Origin of the sequence: Achromobacter sp. HZ34 (genome assembly GCF_002209485.1) — a bacterium.
Classification (GTDB): Bacteria; Pseudomonadota; Gammaproteobacteria; order Burkholderiales; family Burkholderiaceae_B; genus Bordetella_C.
The window spans coordinates 415,703-435,387 of sequence record NZ_NJIX01000004.1; the positions used below are offsets into that span (position 1 = coordinate 415,703).

Here is a 19,685-nt window from a genome sequence, read left to right on the forward strand (position 1 = left end):
ATGACCGAGATCCAACGCACTGACGACGATCTGGCCGATCCTATCGGCATGGAAGTCTTCTGCAACCGGCTGCTGTCGATTACGGAAGACATGAACAACACCCTGGTGCGGGCATCGTTCTCCACCAACATCAAGGAACGCAAGGATTGCTCGGTGGCGCTGTTCGACGCCGCCGGCCGGCTGGTGGCGCAGGGCACGCAGATTCCCCTGCACCTGGGTTCACTGGACGGCGCCATGCGCGCCATCCTGACGCACTTCCCGGTGGAGAAAATCGTCGATGGCGATATCTTCATCTGCAACGATCCCTACCTGGCCAACGGCAGCCACCTGCCGGACATCAACATCGTCACGCCGGTGTTCTGGGAAGGCACGCTGCGCTTCTTCGCGGCCAATATCGCCCACCATTCGGACGTCGGCGGCCCCGTGCCGGGCTCGATCGCGGGCGGCCTGGGTTCCATCTTCGCCGAAGGGATCCGCATTCCAGTGAGCCGCATCGCGCGGGCCGGCCAGATCGACGAAGACCTGCTGAACCTGATCTGCGCCAACACGCGCGATCCGGAAGAGCGCCTGCTCGACCTGCGGGTGCAGATGGCCACCAATCGCCGCGGTGCCGCCGCGGTACAGGGCTTGATTCGCCAGATGGGCCTGGACGCCGTGCTGCGGTCGGTGGACGACGTCATCCGCTATACGCGCCGCCGTCTGCTCAATCGCATCGCTGAGTTGAAGCAGGGCAGTTATACCTTCCACAGCGACCTGGACGATGACGGCATGGGCGGCGATCCCGTGCGCATCCAGGTCACGCTGACGGTGCGTCCGCAGGGCCTGCATTTCGATTTCACCGGGTCGGGCAAGCAGGCGCGCGGCGCCATGAACCTGCCGGTGAACGCCTTGCGCGCGTCCGTGTATTACGCGGTCAAGGCCTTGCTGGACCCGGACATCGCGCCCAATGCGGGCCTGTTCGAGCCGATTACGGTGGAAGCGCCCCTGGGTACCATCACCAATCCGGAACATCCTGCTGCCGTGGGGGCGCGGTCGATTACCGCGCAGAAGGTGGCGGGCGCCATCTTCGGTGCCTTCCGTGGCCTGTTGCCGCCGGAAAAAATCATGGCGTCGGGCAATGATTGCTGCCCGGCCATCGTGTTCTCCGGCAAATGGAGCACGCGGCCGGGCGAGTTCGTCTATCTGGAAACGCTGGGCGGCGGTGCCGGCGCGCGCTACGACAGCGACGGCATGGATGCCATCCACGTGCATATGACCAACACCTCGAACCTGCCGGTGGAGGCGCTGGAAAACGAGTATCCACTGTTGATGGACGAGTATTCGCTGATTGCCGATTCGGGCGGCGCGGGGCGCACGCGCGGCGGCATGTCCATCGCCAAGCAGATCCGCGCCCTGGTGCCGGGCATCGTGTTCTCCGCCCGGTCGGACAGCCATACCGTGGGCGTGGCGACTGGCGTGGACGGTGGCGCCGATGGCCGGCGCGCGCGGCTGTTGCGCAACTTCGGCACGGCGCGGCAGGAGGAGCTGTTTTCCAAGACCGCCAACATCACGTTGCAGGCCGATGAGAGCGTGCGTATCGAAACGCCTGGGGGCGGCGGCTATGGTGCGCCGGCGGCACGCGCCGACCGCGCCCTGCAGCGCGACCTGCTCGACGGCAAGGTCACGCTGGCCGCGGCGCAGTCTGCTTATGGCGCCAGCGTCGACGCCCTGGCGGCCGTCGCCGGTCCGGCCATCAAGCCGGCGGGTGGCAAGGGTTAATCGACGATGAACAGCTTGGCGCCGCCTTCCGTCGAAGAGCGGTGCGCTTCCGCCTGGTCGGCTACCTGGTAGCTCATGCCCGGCAGCAGCGTGAAGCGGCGGCCGTCTTCCAGTTCCGTATCCAGGCGCCCCTCCAGGCACAGCAGAATATGGCCCTTGCTGCACCAGTGGTCGGCCAGGTAGCCGGGGGTGTACTCCACCATGCGCACGCGGATGTCGCCGAACTGGCGCGTGCGCCATAGCGCATGGCCGGTGTCGCCGGCATGCCGGGTGGGGTCGATGGTGGACCAATCGGTGGTGCCGAAGGGGATGTTGCTGATCTGCATGCCTGTTTCTCTAAGGGTTCGGTGATCGTCGAGCGGTGACCGTTCACCAGCGATTCGTCTTCGTCAGTCGCGGAAGTTGTCGAACTGCAGCGGCAGGTCCACGTCGGTTTTCTTCAGCAGCGCGATCGCCGTCTGCAGATCGTCGCGCTTCTTGCCGGTGACGCGCAGCTTGTCGCCGGTGATCTGCGTTTCCACCTTCAGCTTGGCGGCCTTGATGGCGGCGATCAGCTTCTTGGACACGGCCTGCTCGATCCCTTGCTTCAGGGTGATCTTCTGGCGGGCGCCGCCCAGGTTGACGTTGGCGTCGGCCACGTCGATGCAGCGCGGATCGATGCCGCGTGCCGTCAGGCGGCCGCGCAGGATGTCCAGCATCTGCTTGAGCTGGAATTCCGAAGGCGCGACCTGGGTGACCACGAAGTCATCGAGTTCGTATTTGGCGTCGGTCCCCTTGAAATCGAAACGGGTCGACAGTTCACGGTTGGCCTGGTCGATGGCGTTGCTCAATTCGTGTTTGTTGACTTCGGAAACGACGTCAAAAGAAGGCATGATGGTGGTCCTGTGCAATGATGAAACGTGCGGGGTATTTTCCCATGCTTCGCTGCGGCCCGCGACTTGCCTGCGACCGCGTTATGCTAACTCTCCGCAAGGCAGGAGGAAATCCCATGCAATCTGGCCACCCGATCTCGCCGCGGCAGGTCGCGATCAGGCAGCGCGCGCAGCGCACCATCGCCCTGTTCGAAGCGTTCAAGGGCCTGGCGGCACTGGCGGCCAGTATCGGCCTGCTAGGCCTGCTGCATCATGACCTGCGCGGAATCGTCATCGATCTCATCGGCCACTTCGGGCTGGATCCTGGCGGCCGTTATCCGCACACGCTGTTGCACTATGCGGATGTGCTGCAGGACACCAGCGTGCGCCTGCTGGTCAGCCTGGCGGGGGCCTATGTCGCCGTGCGCCTGATCGAGGCCTATGGCCTGTGGCACGACCGGGTCTGGGGGGAATGGCTGGGCGCCCTGTCCGGGGCCATCTACATCCCCTTCGAGGTACGCCACCTGCTGCACTCACCTTCCGTCTTCTCGGCCCTGGTGGTGCTGGCCAACGTGCTTATCGTGCTGTTCCTGGCCTCGCAGCTATGGCGCCGCCGGCGCGGCGGCCTGGCCCGCGCCTGAGCCGGCGGCCGCGGCCAGAATCGAGCCGGGCCTGCGTGTCAATGCGTGCGTCCGCGCACTTCCACCCGTTGCGTCCATTCCATGGCGGTCTTGACCACCAGCGTCACCAGCGCCATGCAGGCCAGCAGCGCGGCCGCCGTGAAAGCGCCCACGGTCTTGTAATCGTCGTTGAGCTGCTCGATCAGCAGCGGCAGGGTGACCGTCTTGCCGCGTATCGCGCCCGATACCACTGAAACGGCGCCGAATTCCCCCACGGCGCGGGCATTCGTGATCACGGTGCCGTACAGCAAGGCCCATTTGATGTTGGGCAGCGTGATGTGGCGGAAGATCTGCCAGCCACGCGCGCCCAGTGTCAGCGCGGCGTATTCCTCATCGCTGCCCTGCGCCTGCATCAAGGGGATGAGGATGCGCGCCACGAAAGGCGAGGTCACGAATACCGTCACCATCACAATGCCCGGCCAGGCGAACATCAGCTGGATGTCGTGCTGGCCGAGCCACCCGCCCAGGGCGCTTTCCGCGCCGTAGATCACCAGGTAGCACAGGCCCGCCACCACCGGCGAAGTAGCGTAGGGGATGTCCACCAGCGTGGTCAGGATGGCGCGGCCGCGGAACTCATAGTGCGTGACGCACCACGCCAGCATGATGCCGAAGCCGATGTTGATCGGCACCGTCAGCACGGCCGCCAGCAGGGTCAGCAGGATGGCATGCTGCATATCGCTGTCCACCAGGTTTTCCACCAGCATGGACCAGCCGCCCGACAGGGCCCGGGCGAAGATCAGGATGAGCGGCAGCAACAGCAGCAGGACCGCGCCTGCCACGCCGACGGCGATGAGCGTCCACTGACGCCAGTTCTTGGGTTTGCGCATCAGGGTGTCCTCAGCGGCCCGGCCGCTGCCAGGGCAGCAGGCGGTTTTGCAGGAGTTGCAGGCTGAACAGCAGCAGCAGCGACGCCGCCAGCACCACGCTGGCGATGGCCGAGGCGGCCGGGTAATCGAATTCAGACAGGCGGACGAAGATCATCAGCGAAGTGATCTCCGTCTTCAGCGGAATATTGCCGGCGATCATCACCACCGCGCCGAATTCGCCCAGGCTGCGGATGAAGGCCTGCGAGGCGCCGGTGAACAGCGCCGGCACCAGGGCCGGCAGCAGCACGCGCCAGAAGGTCTGGCGGTCATTGGCCCCCAGGGTGTGGGCGGCCTCCTCGTATTCAGGGCCGATCTCGGCCAGCACCGGCTGCACCGACCGCACTACGAAGGGCAGGCTGGTGAAGATCATGGCGATGGTCAGGCCGGGAAAGGCGTAGCTGATCTTGTAGGGAGCGAACCATTGTCCAACCCAGCCGCCCGGCGCCAGCAGCACCGACAGCGTCAGGCCGGCCACGGCGGTGGGCAGGGCAAAGGGCAGGTCGACCAGCGCGTCCAGGAACAGCCGGCCGGGAAAACGGTAGCGTTCCAGTATCCAGGCCAGCAGCAGGCCGAACACCAGGACCACCGCGGTGGAGATGGCCGCGCCTTCCAGGGTGACGCGATAGCTGGCCAGCACGCGCGGGTCGGTGATGGCGCGCCAGTACTGCGCCAGGCTCATTTCGCTGGTGTAGGCGAACAGCGCCGCGATGGGGAAGAGAATCACCAGCGAGATATACAAGCTGCTCACGCCGAAGCTCAGGCCGAAGCCGGGCAGCGTGGGTTTTTGCAGGAAGAATTTCGGCATGGGCCTGGGCTGGATGAAAAGCCGAACGGCCGCCTTTGGGGCAGCCGGTGCGGGCGGGCGGTGCGGAGGCTGCCGCGGGGTGCGAAGCCCCGGGGCCGGCGGCGATACTACTTGCCGGCCAGCAGTTGGTCCAGCACGCCGTTAGCCGAGAAGTGTACCTTCGTGATGTTGTCCCAGGTGCCCAGCACGTCCGTCGGATTGATCAGGCGGATTTCGGGAAACTGGGCGGCATTGGCCTTGACCACCTGGGGATCGCGTACACGGTAGTAGAAGGTGGCCAGCAGGGCCTGGATTTCCGGCGTGTACTGGAACTTCAGGTACGTTTCCGCCAGCTTTTCCGTGCCTTTATCCTTGGCCACCTTGGAGACGATGGCCACGGGGAATTCGGCCAGCACGCTGACGGGCGGCACCACCACCTCGAAGCCCTGGGCCTTGAATTCATCGCTCTTGGCGATGTTGTTCACTTCGGATTCGAACGTCAGCACGGCGTCGCCCTGGTTGTTCTGGGCGAAGGCCACGGTGGCGCCGCGGCCGCCGGTGGGGAAGCTTTCGACGTTGTGCAGCAGCTTGCCGACGAAGGCGCGCGTCTTGGCGTCATCGCCCTTGAACTTCTCGTTGGCGTAGAGCCAGGCGGCCAGGTAGGTATAGCGTGCGTTGCCGGAGGTCTTGGGATTCGGGAACACCACCTTGACGTCGTCGCGCACCAGGTCGTCCCAGGTCTTGATCTGCTTGGGATTGCCCTTGCGCACCAGGAAGGCGATGGTGCTGTAGTAGGGCGAACTGTTGTTGGGGAAGTGCTGTTGCCAGTTCTTTTCGACCAGGCCGCGCTGGGCCAGGATGTCGACGTCGGGCACCTGGTTGAAGGTCACCACGTCGGCCTTCAGGCCCTGGATGATGGACTGGGCCTGGCGCGACGTGCCGCCGAACGATTGCTCTATCTTGACCTTCGTATCGTTGCTCTTGTTCCAGCTTTCCTCGAACTTCGGATTGATGGCCGTAAACAGTTCGCGCGCAACGTCGTAGGACGAGTTCAACAAGACTTGCGGCTGTTGGGCCTGGGCGGCGGCGCCGGCCAGCAGCGAGGCGGCGGCGAAGGAGGCGGCGAAAAGACGGCTGATCAAGGAAAGCTCCGCGAAAACGGGGTGGTCCGGCAGCGCGACTGCAGTCCCGCCCATCGGGCGGCATTCTGCACAGGCGTATCGCGCTGTAACTGGTACGGATGATGCCGGGGAGCCTTACTAACGTAAAAGAATAAATATTGGTTTGTTTATTTCTTATGGAAATAAAGTAGACGAGTCCTTGGTTCCTGTCAGCCCTTGCATCAAGGAAGGTCCTGGCTCCAGGCAGCGGTCGACGTCCCAAGTAGGCCGGCATGGCGCGCGCCTCGGCGGGCAGCGGCCGGCCAGGAAGCCGGCGAAAGCCGGTAGGGAGAGAATTTTTTACAGGGTTTTTTATAAAAAACCCCCTGTTTATTCCCCAACAAACCCTGATGGCCTTCAGCGGGGAAAGCGCCAATCCAGATTGACGAGTCCCCGGGCCACGTTCATTTCCCAGGTAAATTGGCCCGGATCAGCCGGCCGGCCACAGAATCGGTCGGCGGAATATTGGGAAGGGTATCGCCGGGCCCATACCACTGGGCGTCGATGATCTCGGTGCCGTCGACCTGGATGTCACCGTCAAGATATTCGGCGGTGAAGGCCAGCATCAGGGAATGGGGAAACGGCCAGGACTGGCTCTGGAAGTAGCGCAACTGATGCACGCGCAACCCCACCTCCTCCTGCACTTCGCGATGCACCGTTTCCTCCAGCGACTCGCCGGCTTCGACGAACCCCGCCAGTGCGCTATAGCGGGCCGCGGCGAAATTGGCGTTGCGCGCCAGCAGAATGCTGTCACCCTTCTTGATCAGCACCATCATGGCCGGCGAAATACGCGGGTAGTTGCTATGGCCGCAGTTCGGGCACTTCAGGCAGAACTCATGTGCCACGCGCTCCGTTGGCGTCGCACACACGCCGCAATAGCGATGCGTACGCGCCCATTCGGCCACCTGGAAGGCGCGCCCGGCCAGCGCCCCGGCCGTCGCCTCCAGCTCGCCCATCACTTCGCGCAGGCGGCGGAACACATAGCCGGCGGGCGGCACGCTGTCCCGGGCCAGCGCCAGCGCCAGACAGGGTTGGCCGCGATGGCTCCCCACCGTGTGCCAGTCCGCTTGCGCATCGGCCAGGTGATGGCGGATGTCATCCAGCGGCAGCACCGCGCCATCCTCGCGCACCAGCAGTTCTCCCCCACGGAAAGCGAACAGGTACGCGCCAAGGGCGGCCGGCGCCAGGTTGGGCGCGCCCGCCGAGGGCGATGAGGGCGATGAAGGCGAAGAGGGCAAGGAGGACGGCGGAAGCGATGAGTGCGACATGGGCAAATCCTGGCGTATTCGGTAATCAACAGGCGGAGGGCCGGGCCGGCGCATCCGCGATCATCCAAAAAATTCGAATCCTGAAGTGCAAAGCCCCTTGCAGGGCAAGGGGCTTATGAACGGTCCATCGGCGCATCGACGGGATCAGCCCTTCAGCGCCTTTTCGATTTCCGCGTGGAATTCCTTGGGATCGTAAACGCCCAGGTAGCGCTTGACGATGCGCCCCTGCTTGTCGATCAGGAAGGCCGTCGGGGTCAGGCGCACGTCGCCGAAGGCGCGGGCGACCTCGCCCTTGCTGTCCAGCGCCACCGTGAACGGCAGCTTGCGCGTCTGCGCGTAATTCAGCACGTAGTTGGGCGGGTCGTAGTTCATCGCCACCGCCACGGTCTGGAAACCCTGCGCCGAATATTTGTTGTAGTCGGCGATGGTGTCCGGCATCTGCTTGATACAGGTCACGCAGTCGGTCGCCCAGAATTTGACCAGCACCACCTTGCCGCGCAGGTCCTGCAGCGTCAGCTTCTGGCCATCGATGGCGGCGAAGGCCACATTGGGGGCGGCCTGCGCGGGGCGCCAGACGAACCAGGAGGCGATACCCGCCGCCACGACCAGCGCAAAGACAAAGACGAGTTTTTTCATTTGATCGGTAGAGATTCAACAGCGCCGCTGCCAGCCGGTTCCGTGGTGCTGTCCGCACCCGGGGCGTTCACGACGGGAGCCGAATTGGGCGATTTGCTGCTCGTGCCGGTCGGATCGCTATAGGAACCCGACAGGCGCACTGCCTCATCCCGGCTGATGACATTGAAGAGTTTTACCACTTTGTGCACGCCGCTGACGTCGGCGGCGGCATTCGCGGCATATTCTCCCTCGACCTGGGTGACTTTGCCCTGAAGGAACACGACGCTGCGGTCGGTGGTGGTCGAAATCGATCCCGACGGCACGAATTTGGTGTTCAGCAGGGCGGTACGCACCTTGGAGCTGAGCCAGGTGTCGTTGGACCGGGTGCCGAAGCTGGCCGGGTCGCCCACCACCATTTCGTTGTAGACCGTCTTCACGCCCTGCTGGGTCTTGGCCAGGGTGGTGGCCTCGGCCTTGACGGCCTCGGTGGGCGCGTCGCCGGTCAGCAGCACCTGGCCTTCATAGATATTGGCGTCGATGCGTACCGTATCGCCGAATTTCTGCGAAATGGCGTGCTGGACCTTGAACCCCAGGTTCTTGTCGTCCAACTGTGCGCCGGAGCTGCGGCGGTCGGTCGCCACCACGGCGGTGCCGGCGGCCGCGCCGCCCACCAGGACCGGGGCCAGGCAGCCGGACAATGTCAGGGAGGCGCCGACCAGGCCGAAGATGAACAGGGCAGTCCGGGCAGTCCGGGCGGTCGGGGTGCGATTTATGGTCATTATTCGGGATCTCCCAGCAGCAAAGCATCAATACCGTCGCACAGTGCGTGCAGCATCAGCCCATGGACCTCCTGGATCCGCATGGTGCGGTCGTGCGGCACGCAGATATGGATGTCGTGATCGGTCATGAGTTCCCCGACCGTGCCGCCGCCCTTGCCGGTCAGGGCAATGACGTGGACCTCACGTTCGTGCGCGGCTTCGATGGCGCGCACGACGTTGGGGGAATTTCCGCTGGTCGAGATGGCCACCAGGACGTCGCCGGGTTGGCCCAGGGCGCTGACCTGGCGTTCGTAGATTTCCTCGAAACCGTAGTCGTTGCCGACGGCGGTGAGGATGGCGGTATCGGTGGTCAGCGCCACGGCGGCCAGCGGCAGGCGTTCGCGTTCGAAGCGGCCTACCAGTTCGGCGACCAGGTGCTGGGCGTCGGCGGCGGAGCCGCCATTGCCGCAGGCCAGGATCTTGCCGTTATTGGCGATGGCGCTGAATAGCATATCGGCCGCGGCGGCCAGCAAGGGCGCCAGGGCGTCGCGGCTCTGTTCATGCACGGCCACGGCGTCATCGAAGTGCGCGGTCATGCGGGCGGTCATATCCATCATGGCCGCGATTATCTCATGGGCGCGCACTCCTTTTTTCTATCCGAGGGTGACGATTTTCGTCATAGACCGGAGGAATTCGTCCGGACGATGGAGAGCGTTGGGGCGGCACCACGGCCGGCGGCTCATTCGATGGTGCCCGCCATTGCTGCCCGCGGGGCCTATTCTTCGGCGAAAGCGCCGCGCAGCCAGGATGTGCCGGTCGGCCCGTAAGCCACTACATCGAAGCGTACGGGCGGCAGCGCGCCGTCCCAGTGTTGCCGCGCCAGTCCCGGCAGCAAATGGGCTGCCGCGCGGCGCAGCCGGTTACGCTTGGCCCAGTCCACGCTGGCGGCCGCACCGCCGTAGTTCAAATGCGAGCGGACCCTGACCTCCACCAGCACCAGCGTGTCGCCTTCCCGCATGACGAGATCGATTTCGCCCGTCGGGCAACGCAGGTTGCGCGCCAGTGGCACCAATCCGGCTTTCGTCAACAATGCCAGCGCCTGGTCCTCATAGCGGTCGCCATGGCGTCGGCTGGCGGAGCGGCTGCGTGGCGCCTGTATATCCTGGCTGGTGTCCTGCGCCGCCGTCTGGCTGCCGAGCGCGGCCTGTCGTTGCCGCCGTCGCAGACGTTGCTGGCGGCGCTGATACGCCTTGCGTTGGGCCTCTCTTGCGATGTTGAACGCAATTTGCAGAGTCGCATCCGGCTGCATGTCGACGTTGCTCGATCCGGAGGGCGGCGGCGCGGGGGCGGGCGCGCCGTCCGGCGGTACCGCCGCCGGTGCCCGGAACGGGGACAGATCTCCCCTTTGCCGGCCGGAGGCGGCCGATCGTCGCTGCTCAGATGCTGTTACGGGATTCACCATGGGGAAAGCTCATCGATCACGTGGGATGGGACTAAACTGTGACGAAATTCTGGAGACCAGTTCCGTACCATGAACGCATCCGCCGCAACCCTGCCGGGCCAGGAAGCCTGGGCGCGTATCGCTGACCGAGTCGCCGGCCAACAGTGGCCGGCGTCCACGCTATATGTCGTGGCCACGCCCATCGGCAACCTCGGCGACCTCAGCCTGCGTGCCTGGCAAGCCCTGGCGCGCGTCGACGTCATCGCCGCCGAAGACACCCGCGAAAGCCGCGTGCTGCTCGATGCCTGGGGCATCGCCACGCCCATGATGTCGGCCCACCGCCATAACGAGGCCGAGGCCGCCGGCAACATCGTCGCCCGCCTCGAACAAGGCCAACGGGTGGCCCTGATTTCCGACGCCGGCGCACCGGCCGTCAGCGACCCCGGCGCACGCATCGTGCGCGCCGCCCGCGCCGCGGGTTTCGCCGTGGTCCCCGTGCCCGGTCCCAGCGCGGTCATCACCGCGCTCATGGGCAGCGGCGTCACCACCGATGAAAATCCGGCCTATGCCTTCGCCGGTTTCCCGCCGACCAAGGCCATGGCGCGCGTGCGCTGGCTGGAACGCTGGTCGGCCCTGCCGGCGCCGGTCGTGCTGTTCGAATCGCCCCATCGCGTGGCGGCCACGCTGCAGGACATGCTGGCGGTCTGCGGACCGGCGCGCGAAGTCACCGTGGCGCGCGAGCTGACCAAGCGTTTCGAAGAGATCGCTTCCATGCCCTTGCGCGAGGTGGCGGACTGGATCGTCGCCCAACCGCATCGCACGCAGGGCGAGTTCGTGCTGATCCTGCATTCGACCGGTGTCGAGCAGGATTCCGATGAAAACGACGCCGCGACGGACGCGCTGCTCGATGCCCTGCTCGAAGCCCTGTCCGTGCGTGATGCCGCCCGCGTGGCGGCGCGCATCACCGGCCTGCCGCGCGACGTCCTGTACGCCCGCGCGCTCGACCGCAAGCAGCGCGAAGAGACGGTCTGAGGTTCATGTCTGCCGTTATCGACACTGATATTTACGCCATCGTTCCCACGCTGGTGGGACCGATGCGCCTGGTCGCGCGCGGAGACCAACTGGTGGGCGCGTGGTTCATGGATCCGGGCGATATGGCGGCGGCCGGTTATGGGCCGTCCTATCATCCGGATACGGAAGTGGAGCGCCCCGATCATCCTTTCCTGCAGACGGCGGCCGCGCAATTGAGCGACTGGTTCGCCGGCAAGCGGCGCGACTTCGACCTGGATCTGGCGCCGCGCGGGACGCCGTTCCAGCAGCAGGTCTGGCAGGCCTTGTGTGAACTGCCTTTCGGCACCTTGGTCAGCTATGGCGATCTGGCGCGTACCGTGGGCCGTCCCGCGGCCGTGCGGGCAGTGGCCCAGGCCGTCGGCCGCAATCCCATCGCGGTCATCATTCCTTGCCATCGCATCGTTGGCAGCGACACGTCCTTGACCGGCTTCGGCGGTGGCCTGGCCCGCAAACGCACCTTGCTCTCGCACGAAGGCCACACCTACGGCCGCCTGACCGCGACCACGCGGCGCCAGAACACCGATCCGGCACAAGGCACTTTGGCCTGGTAAAGGCTTAACCCAAGCGCCGGTCTCTAGACAGTCCTTTGTAGCGTCCTGCTCCGGTCACCGCTGTACTGGTCAAGGGGCTCTCACTTTGGTGAGAGACCTTTTATGTAGCCCGCCGCTCAGGCCAACGTCGTGCAAATCACCGGGTGATGATGCTGGGCAGGATGCCCGTGCGGTCGGCCACCGATTGCAGGGCGGCTTCGGCGGAATTGCGGTCGCTGTACGGACCGACATGGACGCGATAAAGATTGCCCGTCTGCGCCACCTGGGCCTGCGGCAAGCCGGCCGCCGCCAACGGACCATTGATGCGTGACACCAGCGACTGCGCATTGCCCGCCTGGCTGAACGCCCCCAGCTGCAAATAAACATTCCCCGCCGTCGCAGCGCCGCTGCGCGCCAAGGCCGGCGGGGGAATGGTTGCAGCCGCGGCGGCGCTCGTGGTCGGCGGCAGGGCGGCCGTCCTGCTCCCGCCCGGTGCCGCTGCAGCGGCCGGCGCCAAGGGCACTGGAATGGACGCGGACGGCGCGATCACCGGCGCATCGCCCTCGGCCGTGTTCGCCGGGGCAAGCGCTGGCGTAACCGCCGGCGTACCGGCGGCAACCGCGCCGCCCGCTGCCGCGGCAGCCGCCATCTGACGCGCCTCGGCCGGCAGGATGCGTTCCACCGTCACCTCGCCGCTGCCGGGACCGATGATGCCCAGCTTGTACGCCGCCACATACGACAAATCCATGATGCGGTTGTCGTGAAACGGCCCGCGGTCATTGACGCGCACGATGATGCTTTTGCCATTGATGGCACTGGTCACGCGCGCATAGCTGGGAATGGGCAGCGTCGGATGCGCGGCCGTCATCGCGTACATATCGTAGGACTCGCCGATCGACGTCGAATTGCCATGGAATTTCTTGCCGTACCAGGAGGCGATGCCGCGCTGCTTGAACGGGCTGTCGGAGGTATCCGGGACATAGCGCTTGCCGAACACGACATAAGGCCGGTTGGCGCCGCCGGCGTAAGGCTCGACGCGTGGCACGGCGTCCGGGATGGCTTCGATATTGGCGGGGATGTCGTCGCCCGGACCATCGTTCGAGTAATACCCGCCGCCGCGCTTATGCCCCGTGCTGGAACAGCCGGCGACCATCATCGCCACCACGATCATCAGGAGCAAAGACCCGACACCGCGCGGCTTCGCCGCATTCGGTCCCATACGCTGTCGCGACGCCGAACCCTTGAACACCGCGGCGAACCACCGCGAAAAAATCGTCAATCCGCTTCGCGGCCGCGCCGCTTGTGGCCCCGAGTCGGGTGAGGTCTGACTGTGGTCGGGGGCGGGTAGGGCGCGCGGAAAGCGAAAGATCATGCGTGTTCTTCGGGTAATTGCCTGCGATGTCTCACTAATAGAGGGGCGTGATCGCTGAAACGTTCCTTCAGCTGCTCGACAATATAAACCGAACGGTGCTGGCCACCGGTGCAACCGATTCCTACAGTTAGATAGCTACGCGTATCTTGGGCATAGCGCGGCAACCACTTGTGGATGAAGCTGCTGATGTCCTCGATCATCTGGCCGACCGCTTCGAAGCTGGCCAGATACGCGGCCACCGGGGCATCGCGGCCGGTCAAGGGACGCAGCGCCGGGTCGTAATAAGGATTCGGCAGGCAGCGGACGTCGAACACCAGGTCGGCGTCGCGCGGTACGCCATGCTTGAAGGCGAAGGACTCGAAAGTCAGCAGGATGGCCTGGCGGTCCACCTGTACCAGATCGCGGATCCAGGCGCGCAGCTGGCCGGGCGTCAGCGATGAGGTATCGATGACGTGTTCCTGGTCGCGCAAGGGCGCCAGCAGTTCACGTTCGAGCTCGATGCAGTCCAGCAGCGAAGGGGTCTTGCCGTTGCGTTGCAGACGCTCCGTCAACGGATGGCGGCGGCGCGATTCGGAATAGCGCTGCACCAGGGTGTCGGTATTGGCGTCGAGGAACACGACCCGCAGGCTGGTCCCCATCGTGCGCAGCGTGTTGATGGCAGCAGGCAGTTCGGCCAGTTCGCCAGGCGAGCGCACATCGATCGCGACGGCTACCCGTTCCATGCGGTCATCGCGCGCGCTGGCGATGAAGTCCGCGAGGAAGCGCACGGGCAGATTGTCGACGCATGTATATCCGGAGTCTTCCAGCAGGCGCAGAGCGACCGATTTGCCGGAGCCGGAAATGCCGGTAATTAGAACGACTCTCAACATAGTGGATACGATTGTTGCACAAAATAGCTGGATAAATATGGCAGGTCTTATAGATGTGCGGCAAGTGTGCGGATGGAGGAGGGGTTCGGGGCCGCGCCGTCAGCGTGCGTTGCGCGTATCTGCTATGGTCTTGCCTGGCGCGCGCCCGGACTGGGCTGCCCGCCGGGTTTGTTGCATCGCACTCCTTTTTCCAATAATGAATAGGTGCGTGACCGTGTCGTCGAATTGCATCTTTCCATCATGGGCGGGGCCTGCCCGCCGTAAGCCTGCGCGGCGTTGTCGGCTTGCGTTGGCCAGTTTCCTGTTCACCCTTGCCTTTGCCTTTACTGCCCCCGGCCATGCGCAGCCTAGTGCGACGTCAACTGGAGCGTCGACTGGAACGGCATCAGCGCCAGTAGCGCCGCCTCCGGCACCGTCGCCTGCAACGGCGTCGCCGGCGGCAACGTCTCCTGGCGCCACGTTGGAGCCCAACACCATGCAGGCGCGCCTGGCGGCCTGTACGGCCTGCCATGGGGAGCAGGGCAGGGCCGGCGCTGACGGCTACTACCCGCGCCTGGCGGGCAAGCCGCGCGACTACCTGTATCACCAGCTCCTGAATTTCCGCGACGGCCGGCGCCAATACCAACCCATGGCGCATCTGCTGCGCGATCTGCCCGACGCTTATCTGCGCGACATCGCCACCTGGTTTTCCGACCAGCATCCGCCTTATCCCGCTCCCACCGCGACGTCGACCGACGCCGCGCAACTGGCGCGCGGCAATCAGCTCGTGCTGCGGGGCGATACGGCGCGCAAGCTGCCGGCGTGCAGCGCCTGTCATGGCGCCGCGCTGAGCGGCGTGCTGCCGGCCATTCCCGGCCTGCTGGGCCTGCCACGCGATTACATCGGCGCCCAGATCGGTAGTTGGCAGAGCGGCCTGCGCCATGCCGCGGCCCCGGACTGCATGGCCGACATCGCGCGCCGGCTCGAACCCGCCGACATCGCGGCCGTGGCGGCCTGGTTATCCGCCCAACCGGTTCCTCGAGGGATCCCGCCACTAGGCGACGCTGGCCCGGCGCAAAGCAGTGGCGCCGTTCCAGCAGGCACGCTCGTGGCGGCGGATTCGGGCTACCGTCCTGCCCCGGCGGGCAGTCTGACCCTGCCGGTCCAATGCGGCAGCCAGGAGAACGTGCAATGAGCCGGGCAACATGGCGGCATATCGTGGCCCGGACGGTGACGGTGCTGGTGCTGTTGGTGGTCGTTGCCGGCGGCGTGTTGTATTGGATGGGTACGCGTGAAGACGAGCCCACGCGGACGGCCACCGTGCCCCTCGCGGACCCCGCTCAGCGCGTGGCCTATGGCGCCTACCTCGCCCGCATCGGCGACTGCGCGGCGTGCCACACCGCGCGTGGCGGCGCGTCCTATGCCGGCGGCGCGGCTATCCCCAGCCCGTTCGGCACATTCTACGGACCCAACATCACCCCGGACCTGCAGACCGGCATCGGCGACTGGTCCGCCGATGATTTCTGGCGGGCGCTGCATCATGGCAAGCGGCCTGACGGCCAGCTGCTGTACCCCGCCTTCCCCTACACGGAATACACCCACGTCACGCGCACCGATGCCGACGCCTTGTACGCCTACTTGCGCAGCCTGCCCGCGGTGCGCCAGGAAAACCGCCCGCACGAGCTAGCTTTCCCCTACGATCAACGCTACCTGCTGGCCTTCTGGCGTGCGCTCCATTTCAAACCCGTCGCAGGAGCGGATTCCGGTGCGATCGCGCCGCCGGCCGCCGACTCCAGTGCCGCTGCCTTTGATTCGAATGCGGCTGGAATTGCCCGGTCCGGCACGGTGGCTGCCGGCGGGGTGCCTGCGCAGGACGCCGCGGCCGCCAGTTCGCCCCAGGCCAGTGTCATCCGTGGCCGCTATCTGGTCGAAGGCCTGGGCCATTGCGTGGCCTGCCACGCGCCGCGCAATGCTTTGGGCGCGACCACGGGCACAGGCTTGCCCGGCGGCGAAATCCCGGGCCTTGGCTGGTATGGCCCGTCCCTGCACGCGGGTCCGGCGGCAGATGGGTCGGCCCCAGGCCTGGCGCAATGGACGGCAGCCGACATCGCCGCGCTGCTGCGTGATGGCGTGTCGCCCCATGGCAGCGCCAGCGGTCCCATGGCCGAGGTGGTCACGGGCGGCACGCAGTATCTGCGTCCAGCCGACGCCCTGGCCATCGCTGATTACCTGAAGTCACTACCCGCCGCGGCCGTGCCCAATGCGCCGCCGCCGGGGCGCGCCACGCTGCAACGGGGGGAGAAACTCTACGGTACGTATTGCGTCGCCTGTCACCAGAGCCAGGGCGAAGGTCGGCCCCCTGCCTGGCCGCCGCTGGCAGGCAATATCAGCGTTACCGCGCCATCGCCGCAGAATGCCATCCGCGTCGTGTTGCAAGGTGGCTTCGCGCCCGCCACGGCCGCGAATCCGCAGCCGCATGGCATGCCGCCTTTCGGCCAGGTGATGAATGACGATGATGTGGCGGCGGTCGTCAGCTACATCCGCAACCAATGGGGCAACCAGGCCGGCGGCGTCACCGCCTTGCAAGTCAAGCGCGCCCGCTGAACGCAGGCCTTACTTGCTGCTTTGCAGGATCGCCATGGCCTGGCGTTCCATGAATTCGCCCAAGGTATCGATGCCGCGCAGCTTCAGGATGGTGTTGCGCACCGCCGCTTCCACCAGTACCGCCAGGTTACGGCCCGCTGCCACTTGCAGCATGACCTTGCGTATCGGCAGGCCCAGCATGTCCTGGGTGATGTCCTGCAGCGGCAGGCGTTCGAACTTGTCCTGCGCCGTCGCGCGCACCAGGTGCACGATCAGCTTCAGGCGCATCTTGCGCCGTACCGACGTCTCGCCGAAGATGGTGCGAATATCCAGCAAGCCCAGCCCACGCACTTCCAGCAGGTTCTGCAGCAAGGACGGACAGTGGCCTTCGATCATGTTCGGTGCAGTGCGTGACAACTCCACCGCATCGTCGGCCACCAGGCCGTGGCCGCGCGAAATCAGTTCCAGCGCCAGTTCGCTCTTGCCCAGCCCTGATTCGCCGGTAATCAGCACGCCCAACCCCAGCACGTCCAGGAAGACGCCGTGCACCGTTGTGGTGGGCGCCAGCTTCTTGCCCAGGTAGATCCGCAGCAAGTCGATCAATTGCGCGGCGGCCACCGGCGTACCCAGCAGTGGCACCTGATGCTGCTCGCACTGGTCGATCAAATCCTGCGGCGGCGTCAGACCGTCGGCCAGCAGGATCGCCGGCACGCCGCCGATCAGCAGCTCGTCCATGTGGTGCATGCGGCGGCGCAGATCGAAGCGCTGGTAGTAAGCCAGTTCTTCCTGGCCGAACACCTGGATACGCGAGGGGTGGATGAGGTTGAGGTGGCCGACCAGGTCGGCGGCAGCCATGCCGTCGTCGGGGATCACGCGCTCGGCGGCGCCTTGCCCCGCGATCCAATTGAAGGGGATTTTGTCGGCGTTGTCGTCGACCAGTTCCTGGACGGTAAGCAGCATGGCGGTATCGAAGGGGTCAGAGTTTGCCCGTCGTCAGCATGCGATGCACTGCAGCCGGATCGGTTTCGGTATGAAGCGCTTCGCGCAGCGGCTTATTGGACATCAATTGCGCCAGTTCCGCGAGTATGTCCAGGTGTTGTTGCGTGGCCGCCTCGGGCACCAGCAACACCAGCAGCAATGTCACCGGCTGGCTGTCCGGCGAATCGAACGCCACCGGTTGCGCCAGCCGGATGAACGCGGCAACCGCCTGCTCAAGGCTCTTGACGCGGCCATGCGGCACCGCCACGCCCTGGCCCAGACCGGTCGAGCCCAGGCGTTCGCGTGCGAACAGACTATCGAAGACGGTGGCGCGAGCCAGGCCGTTATTGTTTTCGAATAGCAGGCCCGCTTGCTCGAATGCGCGTTTCTTACTGGTGGCCAGTAGATCCAGCACGACGTTGCCCGCGGGCAGAATACGGGACAAATGGTTCATTTTGCGGATTATAGGGGCGATTGCGGCGCCGCAAAAATTCCCCCCGGCGGGATACAGGCACAGGCAGGGACGGGCGCATCACACAAGGCGGTGTGGGCGTGGCGGGTAAGAGTGGGAATTTCATGGAGGGGGCCGTGATGAGGAGATTTGGCTCATCAGGCACCGATGTGCCCCGGAACTGCAAAGGCGGGGACATCGGCGACTTACTCTGGTAGCAGGCCTTGCACCTGCTTCGTGGTTCCCTGGCCGCAGGCCGGGAAATCAGCTCGGATTACGAGTGTTTGTGAGGCGCGGTGCGGGCAATCAAGCCGCTAATGGTTGTCGCTTCACAGACTCGTTATCGTGGCTTTGCACTTTGTCCTTGTGCTTGATGACCTGACGGTCGATTTTGTCGGCTAGCAAGTCGATGGCCGCATACAGGTTCTCGTCCTGGGCCTCGCAGTGGATGTCCTTGCCGCGTAATCGCATGGTGATTTCCGCGCAATGACGCAGAGGTTCAACCGAAAGCATGACTTGGGTATCGATGACATGATCGAAATGCCGGAGTACTCGCGCCAGCTTGTTGACTACATATTCCCGGAGAGCCGGGGTGACGTCGAGATGACGACCGCAGATGCTCAGATTCATAGTGCAATCTCCTTCTGCCAAAAAACACAGGGGTGCGCGGTATGCGCGTTCAATGCGTGGGAAATCTCCTCTGGAAAGTGGTGGACCGTCATCCTAGTGTAATGACTCTGGGTCTTAATTCAAGGCCCTGGGGGCCCGATCAACGAGCTTTTACAAGCCTAGTCCCCAGTTACACCACGGTTGACCACCGGTCGGTTACATCCGGAAGTGCTCGCCCAGGTACACGCGCCGCACGGCGGGATCGCTGATGATGTCTTCCGGATTGCCATCGGTCAGCACTTTGCCTTCGCTGATGATGTAGGCGCGGTCGCAGATGCCCAGGGTCTCGCGCACGTTGTGGTCGGTGATCAGCACGCCGATGCCGCGGCTCTTGAGAAAGCGCACGATGCGCTGGATTTCGATCACCGCGATCGGATCCACGCCGGCGAAGGGTTCGTCCAGCAGGATGAAGCGCGGGCTGGTGGCCAGGGCGCGGGCGATTTCCACGCGGCGGCGCTCGCCGCCCGACAGGGAAATGGCCGTATTTTTGCGAATATGGCCGATTTGCAGCTCATCGAGCAGCAATTCCAGGTTTTCGTTGATCTTGGCGTTGGATATCGAGCGGCCGTTCTCGTCGATCTGCAATTCCAGCACCGCCCGGATATTCTGCTCTACCGTCAGGCGCCGGAACACCGAGGCGTCCTGGGGCAAATAGGACACTCCCAGCCGCGCGCGCTTGTGGATGGGCAGCGCGGTGATGTTGAGATCCTCGATTTCGATACGGCCGGCATCGGCCGGCACCAGCCCCACGATCATGTAGAAACTGGTCGTCTTGCCGGCGCCGTTGGGGCCCAGCAGGCCCACCACCTCGCCGCTCGACACCGACAGTGACACGTCCTGCACCACGGTGCGGCCGTTATACGTCTTGCGCAGGCCGGTCGCCCGCAGTTGGCTGGGCGGTCCCACCGGCTTGGCGGATTTGCTGGAAGAGGCGTCAGTGATCATCGTGGACTGGGTAGGGGGCGTACGGCCCGCGCGCGGTCGTGAGGTCAGGACAGCGGC

General features: G+C 65.1%; 22 protein-coding genes. 6 read left to right on the forward strand and 16 right to left on the reverse strand.

Annotation, left to right across the window (positions count from 1 at the left end; translation table 11 throughout):
- Positions 1-1,758 (forward strand): hydantoinase B/oxoprolinase family protein, encoded by a 1,758-nt coding sequence (locus CEY05_RS18400; protein WP_088596940.1) that lies wholly within the window; start codon positions 1-3, stop codon positions 1,756-1,758.
- Here CEY05_RS18400 and CEY05_RS18405 read toward each other — a convergent pair.
- Entirely contained in the window at positions 1,755-2,084 is a 330-nt protein-coding gene (locus tag CEY05_RS18405) for a DHCW motif cupin fold protein (protein ID WP_088596941.1), read from the reverse strand. The two genes, CEY05_RS18400 and CEY05_RS18405, sit on opposite strands and share 4 nt — an antisense overlap.
- Positions 2,085-2,147: 63 nt before the next feature.
- Positions 2,148-2,630 (reverse strand): YajQ family cyclic di-GMP-binding protein, encoded by a 483-nt coding sequence (locus CEY05_RS18410; protein WP_088597653.1) that lies wholly within the window; start codon positions 2,628-2,630, stop codon positions 2,148-2,150.
- 116 nt (positions 2,631-2,746) lie between these two features.
- On the opposite strand from CEY05_RS18410, the gene CEY05_RS18415 reads away from it, so the two are divergent.
- Entirely contained in the window at positions 2,747-3,250 is a 504-nt protein-coding gene (locus CEY05_RS18415; RefSeq protein ID WP_088596942.1) for a DUF2127 domain-containing protein, read from the forward strand.
- A gap of 38 nt (positions 3,251-3,288) precedes the next feature.
- Here the strand turns inward: CEY05_RS18415 and cysW are convergent, their stop codons facing one another.
- The 8 genes from cysW to CEY05_RS18455 all read right to left on the reverse strand — a co-directional run bounded on the left by cysW (position 3,289) and on the right by CEY05_RS18455 (position 10,049).
- Positions 3,289-4,116: a sulfate ABC transporter permease subunit CysW gene (gene cysW, locus CEY05_RS18420; protein WP_088596943.1), complete on the reverse strand. Its 828-nt coding sequence runs from the start codon at positions 4,114-4,116 to the stop codon at positions 3,289-3,291.
- A 10-nt stretch (positions 4,117-4,126) separates the two neighbouring features.
- Positions 4,127-4,960: a sulfate ABC transporter permease subunit CysT gene (cysT, locus tag CEY05_RS18425; RefSeq protein WP_088596944.1), complete on the reverse strand. Its 834-nt coding sequence runs from the start codon at positions 4,958-4,960 to the stop codon at positions 4,127-4,129.
- A gap of 107 nt (positions 4,961-5,067) precedes the next feature.
- Positions 5,068-6,081, reverse strand: a complete 1,014-nt coding sequence (gene cysP, locus CEY05_RS18430; RefSeq protein ID WP_233161586.1) for a thiosulfate ABC transporter substrate-binding protein CysP — start codon at positions 6,079-6,081, stop codon at positions 5,068-5,070.
- A gap of 422 nt (positions 6,082-6,503) precedes the next feature.
- Positions 6,504-7,367, reverse strand: coding sequence for an NAD(+) diphosphatase (gene nudC / locus CEY05_RS18435; protein WP_088596946.1), 864 nt, complete (start codon positions 7,365-7,367; stop codon positions 6,504-6,506).
- 144 nt (positions 7,368-7,511) lie between these two features.
- The gene (locus tag CEY05_RS18440; protein WP_088596947.1) at positions 7,512-8,003 is read right to left on the reverse strand and encodes a peroxiredoxin; all 492 of its coding nucleotides are present in this window, start codon (positions 8,001-8,003) and stop codon (positions 7,512-7,514) included.
- Positions 8,000-8,761, reverse strand: a complete 762-nt coding sequence (locus CEY05_RS18445; protein WP_088596948.1) for a BON domain-containing protein — start codon at positions 8,759-8,761, stop codon at positions 8,000-8,002. Before CEY05_RS18445 ends, CEY05_RS18440 begins: the two co-directional genes overlap by 4 nt.
- Positions 8,761-9,354 carry a phosphoheptose isomerase gene (locus CEY05_RS18450; RefSeq protein ID WP_088597654.1) on the reverse strand — a complete coding sequence of 198 codons (594 nt, stop codon included), beginning with the start codon at positions 9,352-9,354 and terminating at the stop codon, positions 8,761-8,763. The genes CEY05_RS18445 and CEY05_RS18450 overlap by 1 nt, the downstream gene beginning before the upstream one ends.
- 161 nt (positions 9,355-9,515) lie before the next feature.
- The gene (locus CEY05_RS18455; RefSeq protein ID WP_088596949.1) at positions 9,516-10,049 is read right to left on the reverse strand and encodes a YraN family protein; all 534 of its coding nucleotides are present in this window, start codon (positions 10,047-10,049) and stop codon (positions 9,516-9,518) included.
- 222 nt (positions 10,050-10,271) lie between these two features.
- On the opposite strand from CEY05_RS18455, the gene rsmI reads away from it, so the two are divergent.
- On the forward strand, positions 10,272-11,213 hold the full coding sequence (gene rsmI, locus CEY05_RS18460; RefSeq protein WP_088596950.1) for a 16S rRNA (cytidine(1402)-2'-O)-methyltransferase: 942 nt from the start codon (positions 10,272-10,274) through the stop codon (positions 11,211-11,213).
- A gap of 5 nt (positions 11,214-11,218) precedes the next feature.
- Positions 11,219-11,803, forward strand: coding sequence for a methylated-DNA--[protein]-cysteine S-methyltransferase (locus tag CEY05_RS18465; protein ID WP_088596951.1), 585 nt, complete (start codon positions 11,219-11,221; stop codon positions 11,801-11,803).
- 136 nt (positions 11,804-11,939) lie between these two features.
- Here CEY05_RS18465 and CEY05_RS18470 read toward each other — a convergent pair whose 3' ends face one another.
- Together CEY05_RS18470 and rapZ are read right to left on the reverse strand one after the other, a co-directional pair.
- The gene (locus tag CEY05_RS18470; protein ID WP_233161609.1) at positions 11,940-12,953 is read right to left on the reverse strand and encodes a septal ring lytic transglycosylase RlpA family protein; all 1,014 of its coding nucleotides are present in this window, start codon (positions 12,951-12,953) and stop codon (positions 11,940-11,942) included.
- Positions 12,954-13,150: 197 nt separating this feature from the next.
- Positions 13,151-14,023, reverse strand: a complete 873-nt coding sequence (gene rapZ, locus CEY05_RS18475; RefSeq protein WP_088596952.1) for an RNase adapter RapZ — start codon at positions 14,021-14,023, stop codon at positions 13,151-13,153.
- Between the two features lie 475 nt (positions 14,024-14,498).
- On the opposite strand from rapZ, the gene CEY05_RS18480 reads away from it, so the two are divergent.
- Complete coding sequence (locus CEY05_RS18480; RefSeq protein ID WP_088596953.1) at positions 14,499-15,197, forward strand: c-type cytochrome; 699 nt, start codon at positions 14,499-14,501, stop codon at positions 15,195-15,197.
- On the forward strand, positions 15,194-16,606 hold the full coding sequence (locus CEY05_RS18485) for a cytochrome c (RefSeq protein ID WP_088596954.1): 1,413 nt from the start codon (positions 15,194-15,196) through the stop codon (positions 16,604-16,606). The genes CEY05_RS18480 and CEY05_RS18485 overlap by 4 nt, the downstream gene beginning before the upstream one ends.
- Positions 16,607-16,615: 9 nt before the next feature.
- Here the strand turns inward: CEY05_RS18485 and hprK are convergent, their stop codons facing one another.
- From hprK to lptB, 4 genes are all read right to left on the reverse strand, one after another.
- On the reverse strand, positions 16,616-17,542 hold the full coding sequence (gene hprK, locus CEY05_RS18490) for an HPr(Ser) kinase/phosphatase (protein WP_088597656.1): 927 nt from the start codon (positions 17,540-17,542) through the stop codon (positions 16,616-16,618).
- A 19-nt stretch (positions 17,543-17,561) separates the two neighbouring features.
- On the reverse strand, positions 17,562-18,017 hold the full coding sequence (locus tag CEY05_RS18495; RefSeq protein ID WP_088596955.1) for a PTS sugar transporter subunit IIA: 456 nt from the start codon (positions 18,015-18,017) through the stop codon (positions 17,562-17,564).
- Between the two features lie 303 nt (positions 18,018-18,320).
- The gene (hpf, locus tag CEY05_RS18500; protein ID WP_088596956.1) at positions 18,321-18,644 is read right to left on the reverse strand and encodes a ribosome hibernation-promoting factor, HPF/YfiA family; all 324 of its coding nucleotides are present in this window, start codon (positions 18,642-18,644) and stop codon (positions 18,321-18,323) included.
- Positions 18,645-18,839: 195 nt separating this feature from the next.
- On the reverse strand, positions 18,840-19,628 hold the full coding sequence (lptB, locus tag CEY05_RS18505) for an LPS export ABC transporter ATP-binding protein (protein ID WP_198952826.1): 789 nt from the start codon (positions 19,626-19,628) through the stop codon (positions 18,840-18,842).
- Positions 19,629-19,685: the final 57 nt, after the last annotated feature.

Bases quoted from the DNA above. Each gene is read 5' to 3' on its own strand.
- CEY05_RS18400 (WP_088596940.1), top strand. From the start codon at position 1: ATGACCGAGATCCAACGCACTGACGACGATCTGGCCGATCCTATCGGC.
- CEY05_RS18405 (WP_088596941.1), bottom strand. From the start codon at position 2,084: ATGCAGATCAGCAACATCCCCTTCGGCACCACCGATTGGTCCACCATC.
- CEY05_RS18410 (WP_088597653.1), bottom strand. From the start codon at position 2,630: ATGCCTTCTTTTGACGTCGTTTCCGAAGTCAACAAACACGAATTGAGC.
- CEY05_RS18415 (WP_088596942.1), top strand. From the start codon at position 2,747: ATGCAATCTGGCCACCCGATCTCGCCGCGGCAGGTCGCGATCAGGCAG.
- cysW (WP_088596943.1), bottom strand. From the start codon at position 4,116: ATGCGCAAACCCAAGAACTGGCGTCAGTGGACGCTCATCGCCGTCGGC.
- cysT (WP_088596944.1), bottom strand. From the start codon at position 4,960: ATGCCGAAATTCTTCCTGCAAAAACCCACGCTGCCCGGCTTCGGCCTG.
- nudC (WP_088596946.1), bottom strand. From the start codon at position 7,367: ATGTCGCACTCATCGCTTCCGCCGTCCTCCTTGCCCTCTTCGCCTTCA.
- CEY05_RS18440 (WP_088596947.1), bottom strand. From the start codon at position 8,003: ATGAAAAAACTCGTCTTTGTCTTTGCGCTGGTCGTGGCGGCGGGTATC.
- CEY05_RS18445 (WP_088596948.1), bottom strand. From the start codon at position 8,761: ATGACCATAAATCGCACCCCGACCGCCCGGACTGCCCGGACTGCCCTG.
- CEY05_RS18450 (WP_088597654.1), bottom strand. From the start codon at position 9,354: ATGGATATGACCGCCCGCATGACCGCGCACTTCGATGACGCCGTGGCC.
- CEY05_RS18455 (WP_088596949.1), bottom strand. From the start codon at position 10,049: ATGCAGCCGGATGCGACTCTGCAAATTGCGTTCAACATCGCAAGAGAG.
- rsmI (WP_088596950.1), top strand. From the start codon at position 10,272: ATGAACGCATCCGCCGCAACCCTGCCGGGCCAGGAAGCCTGGGCGCGT.
- CEY05_RS18465 (WP_088596951.1), top strand. From the start codon at position 11,219: ATGTCTGCCGTTATCGACACTGATATTTACGCCATCGTTCCCACGCTG.
- CEY05_RS18470 (WP_233161609.1), bottom strand. From the start codon at position 12,953: ATGATCGTGGTGGCGATGATGGTCGCCGGCTGTTCCAGCACGGGGCAT.
- rapZ (WP_088596952.1), bottom strand. From the start codon at position 14,023: ATGTTGAGAGTCGTTCTAATTACCGGCATTTCCGGCTCCGGCAAATCG.
- CEY05_RS18480 (WP_088596953.1), top strand. From the start codon at position 14,499: ATGCAGGCGCGCCTGGCGGCCTGTACGGCCTGCCATGGGGAGCAGGGC.
- CEY05_RS18485 (WP_088596954.1), top strand. From the start codon at position 15,194: ATGAGCCGGGCAACATGGCGGCATATCGTGGCCCGGACGGTGACGGTG.
- CEY05_RS18495 (WP_088596955.1), bottom strand. From the start codon at position 18,017: ATGAACCATTTGTCCCGTATTCTGCCCGCGGGCAACGTCGTGCTGGAT.
- hpf (WP_088596956.1), bottom strand. From the start codon at position 18,644: ATGAATCTGAGCATCTGCGGTCGTCATCTCGACGTCACCCCGGCTCTC.
- lptB (WP_198952826.1), bottom strand. From the start codon at position 19,628: ATGATCACTGACGCCTCTTCCAGCAAATCCGCCAAGCCGGTGGGACCG.